The sequence below is a fragment of the Geodermatophilus chilensis genome (assembly GCF_002802985.1).
GTDB lineage: Bacteria > Actinomycetota > Actinomycetes > Mycobacteriales > Geodermatophilaceae > Geodermatophilus > Geodermatophilus chilensis.
In genome coordinates this window covers 23959-37914 of sequence record NZ_NVPT01000027.1, presented here as the reverse complement: position 1 = coordinate 37914, position 13956 = coordinate 23959, and the positions used below count along the sequence as shown (strand labels likewise).

The 13956-nt window shown below is 74.6% G+C and carries 14 protein-coding genes and 1 pseudogene; 9 read left to right on the top strand and 6 right to left on the bottom strand.

The window, feature by feature from the left end:
* Window positions 1-252: pseudogene (locus tag CNO22_RS06880) on the bottom strand (IS5/IS1182 family transposase); the annotation flags it as partial.
* Between the two features lie 125 nt (window positions 253-377).
* Entirely contained in the window at window positions 378-908 is a 531-nt protein-coding gene (locus CNO22_RS30070) for a LysR substrate-binding domain-containing protein (protein WP_408609693.1), read from the bottom strand.
* A 101-nt stretch (window positions 909-1009) separates the two neighbouring features.
* Here CNO22_RS30070 and CNO22_RS06870 point away from each other — a divergent pair, with 101 nt between their 5' ends.
* The 3 genes from CNO22_RS06870 (at window position 1010) to CNO22_RS06855 (ending at window position 5679) form a co-directional block, all read left to right on the top strand.
* Entirely contained in the window at window positions 1010-1990 is a 981-nt protein-coding gene (locus CNO22_RS06870) for an NAD(P)H-dependent flavin oxidoreductase (RefSeq protein ID WP_100498609.1), read from the top strand.
* A 482-nt stretch (window positions 1991-2472) separates the two neighbouring features.
* A complete protein-coding gene (locus CNO22_RS06860; RefSeq protein ID WP_100498607.1) occupies window positions 2473-3372 on the top strand; it encodes an alpha/beta hydrolase fold domain-containing protein in 900 nt (299 codons plus the stop codon).
* Between the two features lie 777 nt (window positions 3373-4149).
* The gene (locus tag CNO22_RS06855; RefSeq protein WP_100498606.1) at window positions 4150-5679 is read left to right on the top strand and encodes an aldehyde dehydrogenase family protein; all 1530 of its coding nucleotides are present in this window, start codon (window positions 4150-4152) and stop codon (window positions 5677-5679) included.
* A 7-nt stretch (window positions 5680-5686) separates the two neighbouring features.
* On the opposite strand, the gene CNO22_RS06850 is transcribed toward CNO22_RS06855, so the two are convergent.
* Window positions 5687-8230, bottom strand: coding sequence for an HAD-IC family P-type ATPase (locus tag CNO22_RS06850; protein ID WP_100498605.1), 2544 nt, complete (start codon window positions 8228-8230; stop codon window positions 5687-5689).
* A gap of 306 nt (window positions 8231-8536) precedes the next feature.
* Here CNO22_RS06850 and CNO22_RS06845 point away from each other — a divergent pair, with 306 nt between their 5' ends.
* The 3 genes from CNO22_RS06845 (at window position 8537) to CNO22_RS06835 (ending at window position 10189) form a co-directional block, all read left to right on the top strand.
* Window positions 8537-9055: a MarR family winged helix-turn-helix transcriptional regulator gene (locus tag CNO22_RS06845; protein WP_100498604.1), complete on the top strand. Its 519-nt coding sequence runs from the start codon at window positions 8537-8539 to the stop codon at window positions 9053-9055.
* A 125-nt stretch (window positions 9056-9180) separates the two neighbouring features.
* Window positions 9181-9633, top strand: coding sequence for a DUF5313 family protein (locus CNO22_RS06840; protein ID WP_100498603.1), 453 nt, complete (start codon window positions 9181-9183; stop codon window positions 9631-9633).
* Between the two features lie 145 nt (window positions 9634-9778).
* A complete protein-coding gene (locus CNO22_RS06835) occupies window positions 9779-10189 on the top strand; it encodes a response regulator (RefSeq protein ID WP_157936832.1) in 411 nt (136 codons plus the stop codon).
* A gap of 61 nt (window positions 10190-10250) precedes the next feature.
* Here the strand turns inward: CNO22_RS06835 and CNO22_RS27265 are convergent, their stop codons facing one another.
* The 3 genes from CNO22_RS27265 to CNO22_RS06825 are packed head-to-tail and all read right to left on the bottom strand — an operon-like array spanning window position 10251 to window position 11097.
* Window positions 10251-10451, bottom strand: a complete 201-nt coding sequence (locus tag CNO22_RS27265; protein ID WP_108724364.1) for an STAS domain-containing protein — start codon at window positions 10449-10451, stop codon at window positions 10251-10253.
* Between the two features lie 57 nt (window positions 10452-10508).
* On the bottom strand, window positions 10509-10712 hold the full coding sequence (locus CNO22_RS06830; protein WP_100498601.1) for a hypothetical protein: 204 nt from the start codon (window positions 10710-10712) through the stop codon (window positions 10509-10511).
* A gap of 43 nt (window positions 10713-10755) precedes the next feature.
* Window positions 10756-11097 carry an STAS domain-containing protein gene (locus CNO22_RS06825; RefSeq protein ID WP_100498600.1) on the bottom strand — a complete coding sequence of 114 codons (342 nt, stop codon included), beginning with the start codon at window positions 11095-11097 and terminating at the stop codon, window positions 10756-10758.
* A gap of 135 nt (window positions 11098-11232) precedes the next feature.
* Here CNO22_RS06825 and CNO22_RS06820 point away from each other — a divergent pair, with 135 nt between their 5' ends.
* From CNO22_RS06820 to CNO22_RS06810, 3 genes are read left to right on the top strand one after another with little or no spacing between them, the layout of a single operon-like run.
* On the top strand, window positions 11233-11946 hold the full coding sequence (locus CNO22_RS06820; RefSeq protein ID WP_100498599.1) for a response regulator transcription factor: 714 nt from the start codon (window positions 11233-11235) through the stop codon (window positions 11944-11946).
* Window positions 11943-13316: a sensor histidine kinase gene (locus CNO22_RS06815; protein WP_100498598.1), complete on the top strand. Its 1374-nt coding sequence runs from the start codon at window positions 11943-11945 to the stop codon at window positions 13314-13316. Before CNO22_RS06820 ends, CNO22_RS06815 begins: the two co-directional genes overlap by 4 nt.
* Complete coding sequence (locus CNO22_RS06810) at window positions 13313-13915, top strand: GerMN domain-containing protein (protein ID WP_157936830.1); 603 nt, start codon at window positions 13313-13315, stop codon at window positions 13913-13915. The genes CNO22_RS06815 and CNO22_RS06810 overlap by 4 nt, the downstream gene beginning before the upstream one ends.
* Window positions 13916-13956: the final 41 nt, after the last annotated feature.

Genomic DNA, 13956 nt, shown 5'->3' with positions numbered 1-13956 from the left:
GGTCAGGGCCTCGGTCGCCTCCCGATCCGAGCGGCCCTCCAGCGCTTGGAGCACCAGCACCGCGGCCACCACATCCGCGGGCACGCTGGGCCGGCCCAGGGCGGAGGGGAACAGATCGGCGAACATCGCATCCGGGAACAGCTCCCGGCGATGCTCGGCCAAGAACGCGTAGACGCTGCCCGACGGCAACAGGTGACCCGACACCGAATCGGCATCCATCACCACATGCTGAGGCTGGGAAGTGCCCTGCACGACCCAAATCGTTCTCGCGCTCCCCGCTCGCACCGGGCAGACACGCCGAGGTTGTTCAGCAGGCTCCTAGTGCCTGCCCTGGGATCAGATGCGCCGCCACCGCTGTCGGCGTCCCTCAGCGCTCACTACGGGGCACCTCGGCGGCATCCCTGACCTCTCGGAGAACTGGAATCTCTCTGCGATGTCGTAGGGGGCGGGCCTGGCATGCCCGTCCGCAGCTCCTGCAGGGGCTCAGCGGAGGCTGCGGTCGCGGCGACGTCGACGAACCGGCGCACCAGCGGGTCGCCGCGGCGGGGGCGGTAGGTGAGGCAGACGGAGACGGGTGGCGCGCCGGCCAGTGGGATGAAGGTGACGCCGGGGTGGGTGTCGGTGCGGGCGGCGGACCGGGGCACGGCGCCGACGCCGCGGCCGGTGGCGACCAACTGCAGCCACCCGTCGTAGTTGCCGCAGGTCACCACCCGCGTCGGGCGGTGCTCGGCCGACCCCGGCCGGCTACGCCGCCATTCACCACCTGACCCGCGGCCTCCGGCAGGCCGCGGCCGCCGCCGGGGACCCGCACGGTGCGCCTGTGGGCGGGGACCGGCTTCCGTTCCGCGACCACCGGACCGGCACGCGCCGTCATCGACCGGCTCGCCGAGCTCCTCTGACCACCGCATGTCACGTCCGCGAACACGACGCCGGGGAGCCCGAGAACGATGACCCTGATCACCGTCGACGTCGTCGAAGGCCGCTCCGAGAAGGCCACCGAGGAGAAGTGATGACCCTGCACACCCGCTTCACCGAGCGCTTCGGTGTCGAACACCCCATCGTGTCCGCACCGATGGACCTCGTCTCCACCGCCGAACTGGCCACTGCCGTGAGCCGAGCCGGAGGCCTGGGGCTCATCGGCGGCGGCTACGGAGACGAGGAGTGGCTCAGCCGGGAGCTCGGGGCGGCCGCCGGCACCCGCGTCGGATGCGGGTTCATCACCTGGAGCATCGACGCCGGCCTCCTCGACATCGCGCTGTCGCACGAGCCCGCCGCCATCTTCCTGTCCTTCGGGGACGCCGGCCCCTACGTCGAGCAGATCCACCGAGCCGGCGTACCGCTCATCTGTCAGGTGCACGACCTGGCCCAGGTGGACGAGGCACTGCGGATCGGCGCCGATGCGGTCTGCGTGCAGGGCGGCGAAGCCGGCGGCCACGGCAAGGGGACCCGGTCGACCTTCACACTCGTCCCCGAGGCCGCCGACCTCATCGCCGCGGAGCGGCCGGAGGTGCTGCTGCTGGCCGCCGGCGGGATCGCCAACGGCCGCAGCGTCGCGGCGGCGTTGGCGTTGGGCGCGGACGGAGTCGTCGCCGGCACCCGCTTCTGGGCCACCCGCCAGGCGGCAGTCACCCGCGGCGCCCACGCACGGGCCCTCGCTGTCAACGGCGACTCGACCCGACGCACCAGCGTCTACGACATCGTCCGCGGCAAGACCTGGCCCCCCGTCTACACCAGTCGCGTCCTGGCCAACGACTTCGTGGTCCGCTGGCACGGCCACGAGACCGAACTGGTCGGGAACCTCGACGCGGCACGTGCGGAGTTCTCGCACGCCGTCGAAGCCGATGACGTCGACCTCGCCAACATGATCGTCGGCGAGGCGGTCGGACAGGTCCACGCGATCGAGGACGCCGGCGACGTCGTGCGCAGCATGGCCGCGCAAGCGGAGAGCATCCTGATCGGCGCTCCACGTGAGCGACCCCCGGGCACCTGACCGGAGCCCGGCAGCGGCGGGGTACGAGAAGCCGCCGTGGCCGGACGCTGGGCACTCCTGCCATGTTGCTGAGGCCGGATGCGGCAGCCGCCGCGGGGCTGGTCAGCGCCTGAACTCCCCGGGCTGTACCGGTTCACGGCCGGCGGCTGCCAGCACGGCCTCGCGGATGCCGGTCGGCGTCGTCGGGCTCGTCGACCCAGAACTCGGCGGGAGCATGCGCTGAACGGCAGGGGCATTGCCATCACTCGTCGCGGCGCTCGAGCGAGTCGACGCCGTCCCTTGGGTCGCCCTCAGGGCGAGCCCGGCGATGGCGTCCTCGAGCGGCCCGTTCACGGGCACCCCGGACGCAGCGTCCTGCCATGCTCCCCGGGTTCACCGGGGGAGCGGCGGTCGGCGGCTGACCCCTCGGGTTCGTGCCTGTGGACGGTGCTGCAAGCTGCCATGGACCCCGGCCCCTGCTCGAGTCGAGAGGACCGACCTCCGTGCCCAGCCCCGCCGGCCGCCTGCTGCCTCCGCTCTTTCGCCTGCTCGGCTTCCGGCGGGAGTTCGCCAGCCCGGAGGCGATGCTGCGCGGTGTGCAGCATCGCCTGGTGCGGCCCGTCCCGTACGGGCCGCCGCGGGGATTGCGCTCGGTCGAGATCGAGGTCGACGTCCGCCACGAGACGGGCTGGCCGGTCTACCGGGTCCTGCCTCGTCGCCACACGGCGCCCCGTGCCGCCGTCTACGTACACGGCGGCGCCTGGGTCAATCAGATACACCCGCTGCACTGGCGGCTGATCGCCGGGCTCGCCGCCCGCAGCGGCGCCGCGATCACCGTCCCGATCTACCCGCTTGCGCCCGTGGGGACCGCGGCGACGGTTGTGCCCCCGATCGCCGACGTGATCGGCGCGCTGGTCGACCGGTACGGCGCCGGGCAGGTCGCCGCCTTCGGTGACTCGGCCGGCGGACAGATCGCGCTGTCCGCGGCGCTGCTCCTCCGCGACCGGGGCGTGCCGCCGCTGCACCGGACCGTGCTCGTCTCACCCGCGCTGGACCTGACCCTGGCCAATCCGGAGATCGACCTCGTCGAGCCACAGGATCCGTGGCTCGCCCGGCCCGGTACCCGGGCGGCGATCGAGCTCTGGCGAGGCGACCTGCCGCTCAAGGACCCATTGGTCAGCCCGCTGTTCGGTGACCTGGCCGGGCTCGGCCCGCTGACCGTCTTCAGCGGCACCCTCGACATCACCAGCCCGGACACCCGTCTGCTGGTCAGCCGCGCCCGTGCCGCCGGTGTACAGGTCGACCACCACGAGGAAGCGGGCCTGATCCACGTGCACCCCCTCCTGCCAGTGCCGGAAGGGCGGCGGGCGCGGCGGGTCATGGCCAGCGTCCTCGACGGCTGACCTCATCGTCAGGTCGTCCCTACTCCCGACCGACCCTGAGGTCGGGCTCACGGTGAGTCTTGATGTCCTGAAGCGGCCCACTCAGGGACACGCTGCGACTGCCTATCGGCCGGCCGGCCGGGCCCAATGCTCACTCCACGTACGGGTGACCGGCTGTGCACGGCGGATGGATCGCCGTCACGATGCGTTGGGTGAGCGCTGATGGACGACCGGACTGGCCGCGGTCCCGATGGATCCTGACCACGGCCTTTCTCGGGGTCGCCTTGGCGGGTGCGGCTGCGACCTGGCTCATCCGGGGTGAGCCCGGTTGGGGATTCCTGGGTATGGCCACCGCTCTGGCCATCGGCCTCGTGGCCAAAGCGGTCCTACAGGCCCGAAGTCGACGCTCCGACCGACCCTGACGCTGGGCTCGGGCATCACAACCATGCCTCCGCTTCCCGGGGCTGCCGCTGATGCAGGGGGACGCCGCGCGTACACAAATTGTGATCTTCCGCGCCCACGGCCTCTCCGGGTGGAACTCGATGCAGCCCGGGGAGACCGCCGCCTTGCCATGCCGCCACCGACGGCTCAGTCCCGTCTGGCCGCCGTCAATGACTCGCGGGTGCCCCCGACGGGCCGGACAGCGCCGGTCGGACCGGTGTGGGCGGCGGCGGACGCGGTGTCGGGGGTTCCGGGTCGCCGACCGTCAGGTGCACGCTGACACTCGACGCACTGCGCGCCGAGCAGGAGGTCCGGCCCGACCCGCCGCCGCCTCACCACCAGGCACAGGAGGAAGCCATGTCCGAGCAGAGCGTCCTGAGCCGGTCTCCCGGCACGACGTCCCCGCCGACCCGGCTGATGCTCATCGGCGGAGAGTGGGTGGAGGCCGCCGACGGCGGGTGGCGGGAGATCACCAGCCCGGCCCGCCGCGGCGAGGTCATCGCCCGCGTGCCCCGCGGCAGCGCCACGGACGTCGACCGAGCCGTCACCGCCGCCCGGGAGGCGTTCCCCGCCTGGCGCGACCAGCACTTCACCGCTCGTCAGCGGCTGCTGCTGCGGATCGCCGACGCTCTCGAGGGCCGCGCCGAGGAACTCGCCCGGGTCACCGCCGCCGACACCGGGAACGCGCTGCGCAGCCAGGCGCGGCCCGAGGCGGCGCTGCTGGTCGACCTGTTCCGCTACTTCGGCGGCGTGGCGGGGGAGGTGAAGGGCACCACCCTGCCGGCCGAGGCGTCGCAGCTGCAGTACACCCGGCAGGAGCCGCTGGGGGTGGTCGGCGCGATCCTGCCGTGGAACTCGCCGCTGATGATCGCCGGCTTCAAGGTGCCGGCCGCCCTGGCCGCCGGGAACACCATCGTGCTCAAGGCCGCCGAGGACGCTCCGCTGTCGATCCTGCTGATGGCCGAGATCTGCCAGGAGTTCCTGCCCCCCGGCGTGCTGAACGTGGTCACCGGTACCGGCCGGGCAGCGGGCAACGCCCTGGTCGAGCACCCCGGCGTCGACAAGATCTCCTTCACCGGCTCCACCGAGGTCGGCCGGGGCATCGCCAGCAAGGCGGGGGAGCGGCTGGCCCACCTGTCCCTGGAGCTGGGCGGCAAGAACCCGTCGATCGTCTTCCCCGGTGCGGTGACCGACGAGCTGATCGAGGGCCTGGTCCTGTCCTCGCGGATCAGCCGGCAGGGCCAGAGCTGCACCGCCGGCTCCCGGCTGTACCTGCACCGCGACGTCCACGACGAGGTGCTCGCCCGGCTGGCGGAGCGGCTGGGGGCGATGACGGTCGGTGACCCGCTGGACGAGAGCAGCGACATCGGCGCGGTCATCAACGAGACCCAGTTCGACTCCATCACCGGCTACCTGGAGGACGGGCTGGCCAATCCCGCGCTGCACGTCGAGGTGGGTGGGTTGCCGCCGACCAGCGGGCCCCTGGCCGAGGGGTTCTTCCACGTGCCCACGCTGTTCTCCGGCGGCGACAACAGCTTCCGCCTCGCCCGCGAGGAGATCTTCGGCCCCGTGGTCGTCGCGATCGCCTGGACCGACGTCGACGACGTCGTCCGCATGGCCAACGACACCGCCTACGGGCTGGGGGCCTACGTCTGGAGCCACGACATCGACCAGGCGATCACCACGGCGCACCGCCTCGAGGCCGGCTGGGTGCAGGTCAACCAGGGCGGTGGGCAGGTCGTGGGCCAGTCCTACGGCGGCTACAAGCAGAGCGGCATCGGCCGGGAGGTGTCCCTCGAGGGCATGATCGCCGGCTTCACGCAGACCAAGCAGATCAACGTGCGCCTCGGGCACGGAGCGACCCCGACCCCCAGGACGGAGACCTGACCGGTCCTCAGCCCTGCGTCGGCGCGCTCCGGGCGGCGTTCGCCCCGGGGAGATGGGCCAGCCCCAGGGCCCGCTCCAGCAGCCGGAACCGGTAGGCCGCCGTCAGGACGGCGAACCAGAGCACCAGCGCCGGCACGACGGTCCTGAAGACGGGGTCGGCGGCGCGGGTGAGGCCGAAGTAGTCGGTGAACGCGGAGACGAACAGCCCGCCGGTGAACGCGACGACCAGCACGGCGACGAGGACGGCCGGCCGTCGGTCGCCGTCCGGCCGGGTCCACGACGCGAAGAGCCGGTTGGGTGGCTTGAGGAAGAGGATCAGCAGGAAGGCGGCGTAGGAGACGAAGGTGGACAGCGCCGTCTGCGCCCCGATCGTCGCCGCCGCCTCCGCGAAGCCGACGTCGCTGGAGGAGACCCCGGTGTAGCGCTCGAAGTCGGAGACGACGAAGTCCGGGACGTCGTCCTGGCTGAAGCCGGAGAGCAGCAGCGTGTAGTGGAGGGCGTAGATCCCGACGCCGCCGGCGGCGGTGACGACCATGGCCGGGACGACGAACCGCCACAGCGACGTCAGCAGGTGGGGGTCCGGCGGTGCGGGGCGGGCCCACATGGTGAGGAACAGCGTCGGCAGGCCCACGGTCAGCAGGGTCAGCCCGACCTGGGCGGGGGAGTAGGGGAACCCCAGGCCGAGCATGGTCACCGCGAGGATCACCAGGCCCTGCGTGCCGACCCGGGCGAGGAACACCTGCATCGAGGTGCCGATGCCCGAGATGATCCGCCGGCCCTCCTGCTGGGCGGGCAGCAGCGCGGTCAGCGAGTCGTCGGTGAGCACGATGTCGGCGACGTCGCGGGTGACGGCGCTGCCGCTCCTCATCGCCACGCCGACGTGGGCCCGCTTGAGCGCGCGGGCGTCGTTGACGCCGTCACCGACCATGGCGACGTAGCGGCCCTGCCGGCGCAGCGAGGCGACGAGGCGCTCCTTCTGCTCCGGGGCGATCCGGCCGAACACCGTCGTCCGGGCCGCCACGTCGTCGAACTGCCGGTCGGAGAGGGCGTCGAGGTCGCTGCCGGTCACCGGCTCCCCGCCGTCCAGCCCGGCCTGCCGGGCCAGCGCGGCGACCGTGCGGGGGTCGTCTCCGGAGACCACCTTGACCGCCGTGCCGCCGGCGGTCAGCCCCGCGAGGGTCTCGGGCACGTCCGGCCGCAGCTCGTCGGCGAGGGCCACCACGGCCAGCGGCTCCAGCGCCGGCAGCCGCGGCCGCCCGGCGTCGTCGCGCAGCGAGGAGTCCGGATCGGCGGCGCGGGCGACGACCAGCACGCGCAGCCCCTGCCCGGTCAGGCCGGTCACCGTCTCGGTCAGCGGCGGCCCGGACAGCTGAGGGGCCAGGGCGTCGGGTGCGCCCAGGACGAGGACGCCGTCGTCCGTGCGCAGCGCGCTCCACCGCAGCGACGAGGAGAACGGGATCTCCTCGCGCACCTCCCACGGCGTGCCGGGCAGCGCCGCGGCCAGCGCCGAGGAGGTCAGGTTGGCGGCGGTCGCGCTGCGGGCCAGGGAGCCGAGCAGCTGCTCGACGTCCGCGGCCCCGAGCGGACCGACCGGCCGCACCTCCGCCAGCGACAGGCGGCCGGTGGTCAGCGTCCCGGTCTTGTCGGTGCAGACGACGTCGACGTTGCTCACCGACTCCACCGCGTTGACCTGCTGCACCAGAGCGCCCTTGGCGGAGCTCTTCGCCGCGCCGACGGTGTAGGCCACCGCCACGAGGAAGAACAGCCCGTAGGGCACCAGCCCGGACAGCACCGCCGTGGTCTGCACGACGCGCACCAGCGAGAACCCCTCGAGCGCGGCCTGCAGCAGGATCGTCGCGCTCATCAGCGCCACCAGCACCATGACCAGCCGGACGACGAAGCCGATGCGCCGCTGCAGCGGGGTCGTGTCCGTGGACGCCTGGCGGGCCTCGACGGTCAGCCGGCTGGCGTAGCTGGCCGCGCCGACGTCCCGGGCGAGCTGGTCCCCTCCGCCGCCGACGCAGAAGCTGCCCGACAGCAGGTCCTCGCCGGGCCCCCGCAGCTGCGGCTCGGACTCGCCGGTCAGCAGCGACTCGTCGACCTCCACCCGGCCGCCGTCGAGGACCGGGCCGTCGACGACCACCTGGTCGCCCGGGCGCACGCGCAGCACGTCCCCGCGGACGACCTCCTCCTGCGCCACCGAGGTCTTCCGGCCGTCGCGCAGCACGGTGACCGGGCTGCGGCTCAGCAGCTGCAACCGGTCGAGCTTGCGCTTGGCCCCGATCTCCTGGACGGCGCTGATCGTCGCGTTGACCAGTCCCAGCCCCACGCTGGTGAAGGCGTCGTTGTAGCGCCCCAGCACCAGCAGCGCCGCGCCGATCACGAAGAGGATGACGTTGAAGAACGAGAAGACGTTGGTGCGCAGGATCCGGGCGTAGCTGCGGGACGACGAGCTGACGGCGACGTTGCCCTCGCCGCGCCGCCGCCGGGCGTCCGCCTCCCGCGCGGTGAGGCCCACCACCGCGGCCGGGTCGGTCACCTGCACGTCCATCCCGCTCGCTCTCCCCGGAGGTCGTCCCGCCGCGCCGGGGAGCGGACCGGCTCCCGGTCCCTCGGCCTCCGCGGCCGTCCCCGGCGGGACCTCGTGCCGTCCGGGAGTGTCCCCCGCAGCGCGCGGGACCGCTGCCCGGGAGCGTCACCCACGAGCCGGCCGGACGACGGCAGGCGCGCCCAGCGGGGCGTCCCGGGTGGGGAGGCGGCCCGGAGCCCGGCCGCCGAGTCGGCGGGGACGACCAGGGCGGGGGTCCCACGGTTGGCAGGCCAACGCTTGGTGCCCCACGGCTCCTACGCTGAGGGGGTGACGACCAGCCAGACACCCCAGGACGCACCCGGGTCCGGCGACGTGCTCGCCCTGGACCGGCAGGTCTGCTTCGCGCTGTCGGTGGCCGCCCGCAACGTGGTCGCCGTCTACCGGCCGGTGCTGGAGCCGTTGGGCCTGACCCACCCGCAGTACCTGGTGATGCTCGCGCTGTGGCAGCACGGGACGCTGTCGGTCAAGGAGCTCTCGGGCCTGCTGCAGCTGGACCCCGGCACGCTCTCGCCGCTGCTCAAGCGGCTGGAGGCGGCCGGCCTGCTGCGCCGCGAGCGGGATCCGAGGGACCAGCGCAACCTGGCACTGGCGCTGACCGGCAAGGGCACGGCGCTGCGCGAGCAGGCCGAGCGGATCCCCGCCGGCATCGTCGAGCGCCTGGGCATGCCGGTGGAGCAGCTGATGAGCCTGCGCGAGGCGCTCACCCAGGTGATCGCCGCCTCCCAGCAGGCCCTGGCGCACCCCGCCGCGCGCGAGGGGGAGGGCCCGGAGGCAACGGTCGCCTGACCGCCCGGTCCCGTGACCGGGATCGCCGTCGTCCGGGCGCGAGTTGGGGCACCAATCCTTGGGGTACCCAGCATTCCGGGGCACGATGGGGAGGAACCGTCGTCGATCAGGAGCATCCAGACGCCATGGCAGAGCCGGCAGAGCACGACACGTCCGAGCCGATCGTCCGGCCGGCGCCGCACCGCTGGCTCTGGTACGCACTGGGCGGCAAGCTGCCCGCGCGGCACCGCGGCTGGGTGCTGTTCGACACCACGACCGGCACGTGGTGGGCGCGGCACATCGCCCGCATGCTCGTCCAGATGTCGGTCCCGATCGCGCTGATCATGGCCTTCCTGCCGGCCCCGTGGGGGCTGCGCGCGGCGGTGTCCGGCGGTGGGATCTTCCTCGGGCTCATCTACTCGCTGGCCTACATGCCCGAGACGACCGAGAACCGGGTCGTGAAGGCCGGTTACCCGGCCGGCACCGCCACCGCCCGCCGCGAGCGCGCCGCGCACCAGCGCGACCTGCGGGACAGCGAGCGCCGCCGGGCCGCCAACGCCAGGCGCGCCGCCCGCTACCGCGACCGCACGGGCCGCTGACCGGCCGGGCCCCCTGGCGGGGCCGGAGCAGGCCCGCCGACGGAGTCCGTGTGGTAGGCAGTCCAGCGGCCCGGAACGAGCCACGGCCGGTCCACCGGGCCGGGGAGCGGCCGGTGACCCACGCCGACGGCGAGGAGGTGTGCAGGTGACCGGGGACGGCCGCGCCGGCGACATCCGCGTCCTGCTCGTCGACGACCACCCGATGGTGCGCCGGGCCCTGGCGGAGGCGCTGTCCGACGAGGACGGCCTCACCGTCGTCGGCGAGTGCGAGGACGGGGCGCAGGCGGTCGAGGCCGCGGCGTGGCTGCGGCCCGACGTCGTCCTCATGGACGTGTCCATGGCCGGGACGGACGGGTTGACGGCCACCGCCGCGCTGCGCACCGCCCAGCCCGACGCCCGGGTCATCGTGCTGACCGCGGAGGGCCCCGAGGTGCGCCGGGAGGCCGTGGACGCCGGCGCGCACGCCCTGGTCCCCAAGGGCACCCGCCTCGGTCTGCTGCTCCGGTGCCTGCGCACCGTCGCGGCCGGCGGAACGGGCTGCCCGTACTGCCTCTGACCGACGTCGGCGGTCGCCCACGACCGCAGGCACCCGCCCGGGTCGCACGGCGCCGTGCCGGTCAACTGCGGATGAGCAGCTCACCGCCGTCCCGGCGGAACTCGTCGTGCAGGGCACGCAGGACCGCCAGGCCCTCGGCGTCGACGGCGCGCACACCGCGGACGTCGAGGACCACGCGGACGTGGCCGAGGCCGCGGAGCTGGCCGGCCGTGCCGCGCACCAGGTCGGCGCCGAGCGAGGTCAGGTGGCCACTGACCCGGATGGTGCCGGCACTGCGGTCGAGGTCTCGGTGAGGGCGCGGACGTCGGGATGGAGCACGTCACCTCCTCGCGGGCGCGGAGCCGGAGCCGTGGGCGCGGTCCTGGCCGCCGCGGGCGCGGGAGAGGCCGCGGGCCTCCCCGAGCGCGGCGCTGACCAGGAACAGGGCCAGCCCGACGAGGGTCAGCCAGAACAGGCCGTCGACGAGGGTGCCGACGACGGCGAGGGCGAGCGCGGACACGACGACGAGCAGCAGACCGGTCACGGTCTCCTCCTCCGGAGGGGGTGGCAGGGGCGTGCGGGCGGGGTCAGGCCACGGCCCGGTCGGACTCCACCTGGATGACCCGCCACAGGCCGGTGCGGTGCAGCAGGTCCTCGGTGCGGCGATTGGCGCCCCGCACCACGACCGCGCCGCCGCGGGCGCGGCAGGTGCGGTGCGCCCAGAGGAAGCTGGCGACGGCGGAGCTCGAGAGGTGCTGCACGCCGGAGAGGTCGACGACCAGGCGGCGCGCGCCGGCCAGCAGCGCGTCGTGCAGCAGCCACCGCACGTCGGCCAGCCCGTCGGCGAGCAGGGCGTCGTCGAGGTGCACCGTCACCACGTCGCCCTCCGTCCCGACGTCCATCCGGCTGCGTGCGGGAGCCGTCGTCATCGCCGTCCTCCTCGGTCCGTGGTCGTGGTGGCTGGTGCCGCTGCGGACAGCGTCGGCCGCGGAGATTGCGATCCCCCCGGGCGTTGCTTTGCGATCCCGTGACGCCGGGGCGACCGGCGGGGAACCGGTGGCAGCATGCCGGGAGTGGCTCCCCGTCTGCTGGTCGTCGAGGACGACGACCCGATCCGCACCGCCCTGCGGTGGGCGCTCGAGGACGAGGGCTACGACGTTGCCGAGGCGGTGAGCGGTGAGGAGGCCCTCGCCGCGGTCGGGACGGCGACGCCGGACCTCATGGTCGTCGACCTGATGCTCGGCTCGATGGACGGGTTCGCCGTCATCCGCGAGGTCCGCCGCGAACACGACCTGCCGATCATCGTGGTCAGCGCCCGAGCCGACACCCACGACATCGTCGCGGCGCTGGAGGCCGGCGCCGACGACTACGTGACCAAGCCGTTCCAGGTCAAGGAGATCACCGCCCGGCTGCGCGCCCTGCGGCGGCGGGCCGGGTCCGGCGCCCCCGCCGCCTCGGCACCCGCGGAGGTGGTCCTGGACCGGACCGCTCCGGCGCTGGTGCTGCGCGAGGCGGCCGGCACGGTGCACCGCGGGGACGAGCAGCTGCCGCTGACGCTGACGGAGTTCCGGCTGCTGTGCGAGCTGGCGTCGGCCCCGGGCCGGGTGTTCAGCCGGCAGGTGCTGCTGGAGCGGGTGTGGGAGCACGGCTTCTTCGGCGACGAGCGCATCGTCGACGTCCACATCCGCCGGCTGCGCACCAAGGTGGAGCGCGACCCGGCCGCGCCCCGGGTGGTGGTGACCGTCCGGGGGCTGGGTTACCGGCTGGACCCGCAGTGAGGGGAGCCCTCGGGTCGCGGGGGCTGCGGTCGCGGATCGTGATGGGCTCGGCCGTCGGGGCGCTGCTCGTGTCCGTCGTGCTGGTGACGACGACCTGGCTCCTGGCCCGCAGCTACCTGCTCGAGCAGCGGGAGGGTTCGTCCACCCGGCAGGCGTTCGCCGACGCCAACGTCCTCGGCAGCCGCCTGGCGACCGCCGGGACGGCGGTGGGTGACGTGGTGGCGGAGCTGGCGCCCTCCGGCGGGGCCGACGTCGTCGTCCGCAGCGGGGACGCCTGGTACTCCTCGAGCCTGGACGTCGGTGCCCGCGACGTCCCGGTGGACCTGCGCGCCGTCGTCGCCGCGGGCTCGGCCGGGACCATCCGGGTGGACACCCCGGAGGGTCCGGCGCTGGTCGTCGGGGTGCCGGTCAGCAGCGCCGGGGTGGAGTTCTACGAGCTGGCGCCGCTGACCGAGCTGCAGCAGGTGCTGCGCACGCTGGCCGTCGTGCTGGGGGCCGGGGCACTGGCCGCCACGGCGGCGGGCGCGGCCTTCGGCGGGTGGGCCGGCCGCCGGGCGCTGCAGCCGCTGGAGCAGGTCGCCGGGGCGGCCACCCGGATCGCCGGCGGCGAGCTCACCACCCGCCTGCCGCCCACCGCCGACCCCGACCTGGTTGCCATCGTCGCCGGCTTCAACAGCATGGTCGACGCCCTGGCCGCCCGGATCGAGCGCGACGCCCGCTTCGTGGGCGACGTCAGCCACGAGCTGCGCAGCCCGCTCACCGGGGTGGTGACCAGCGTGGAGGTGCTGGCCACCCGCCGCGGCGAGCTGTCCCCGCGCGCCGACCAGGCGCTGGCCCTCGTCGAACGGGAACTCGCCCGGTTCCGGCAGATGCTCGACGACCTCCTCGCCCTGGCCCGCCTGGACGGCGCCCCGCCGTCGGACCCCGACGTCCCGGTGTCGGTGACCGCGCTGGTGCGGGAGGTGCTGGCCGCCGGCGGGTGGGACCGCGGCCTGCTGCACGCCGACCCTGAGGACGTCACCACGGTGCCCGGGGACAAGAACGCGCTGGAGCGTGCGGTGCGCAACCTGCTCGACAACGCCGCCCGGCACGCCGGCGGCCCCTCCGCCGTGCACGTGCAGCGGCGGGACGGCGTGGTGGTGGTCAGCGTCGACGACGACGGGCCCGGGGTGCCCGTCGAGGACCGGGAGCGGGTGTTCGAGCGGTTCGCCCGCGGACCCCGCGCGGCCCGCCGGTCGCTGCCCGGGGCCGGCCTGGGCCTGGCCATCGTCGCGGAGACGGCGGCCCGGCACGGCGGCGCCGCGTGGTGCACCGCGGCTCCCTCCGGAGGCGCCCGCCTCAGCCTCTCCCTGCCGGTGGGTGCCCGGTGAACCCGGGGCGGTGGGTGGCCGCGGGGCTGCTCGCGCTCGTCGCCGGGTGCGGGGTGCCGACGGGCGGGCCGGCGGAGGCCATCCCCGGCGACGAGGTCCCGTACGGGCTGACCTCCGCGACCCCGACGCCCGAGCCGACCCCCGACCCCCAGCCGGTCCTGCTCGCCACTCGGGTGCACCTGGTCGCCCCGGACGACCGCCTGGTCCCCGAGCCACGCGAGGTGGACGGCGGCTCGGTGGCCGAGCGGCTCGACGCGCTGCTCGACGACCTGGCCGAGGGGCCGAACCCCGGAGAGCGCGAGCGGCAGCTGTCCACCGCGCTCCCGCCCGAGATCGAGCTCGACGTCGCGGAGGTCGCCGACGGGACGGCGGTCGTCCGGATCGGCGACACCACCGCCGCCGGGACGGGGCTGGACAGCCGGCGTGCCGTCGCCCAGATCGTGCTGACCGCGACCAGCGTGCCCGGGGTCGACTCCGTCGTCCTCGCCCGGGACGGCGAGCGGGTCGAGGCGCCGCTGCCCTCGGGGCAGCTCACCGCGCGGCCGCTGACGGCCGGCGACTACGCCGCGTTCCTGCTCCCTCCGGCACCGCCGTCCTGATCCCGGGAGCGGTGGGCCGGGCGGCGGCTGGCCGGGTCCGC

What these genes read in the sequence shown, in the direction of transcription:
- CNO22_RS06855 (WP_100498606.1), top strand. Translation starts at nt 4,150, where the DNA reads ATGTCCGAGCAGAGCGTCCTGAGCCGGTCTCCCGGCACGACGTCCCCG.
- CNO22_RS06850 (WP_100498605.1), bottom strand. Translation starts at nt 8,230, where the DNA reads ATGGACGTGCAGGTGACCGACCCGGCCGCGGTGGTGGGCCTCACCGCG.
- CNO22_RS06820 (WP_100498599.1), top strand. Translation starts at nt 11,233, where the DNA reads ATGCCGGGAGTGGCTCCCCGTCTGCTGGTCGTCGAGGACGACGACCCG.
- CNO22_RS06825 (WP_100498600.1), bottom strand. Translation starts at nt 11,097, where the DNA reads ATGACGACGGCTCCCGCACGCAGCCGGATGGACGTCGGGACGGAGGGC.
- CNO22_RS30070 (WP_408609693.1), bottom strand. Translation starts at nt 908, where the DNA reads ATGCGGTGGTCAGAGGAGCTCGGCGAGCCGGTCGATGACGGCGCGTGC.
- CNO22_RS06840 (WP_100498603.1), top strand. Translation starts at nt 9,181, where the DNA reads ATGGCAGAGCCGGCAGAGCACGACACGTCCGAGCCGATCGTCCGGCCG.
- CNO22_RS06870 (WP_100498609.1), top strand. Translation starts at nt 1,010, where the DNA reads ATGACCCTGCACACCCGCTTCACCGAGCGCTTCGGTGTCGAACACCCC.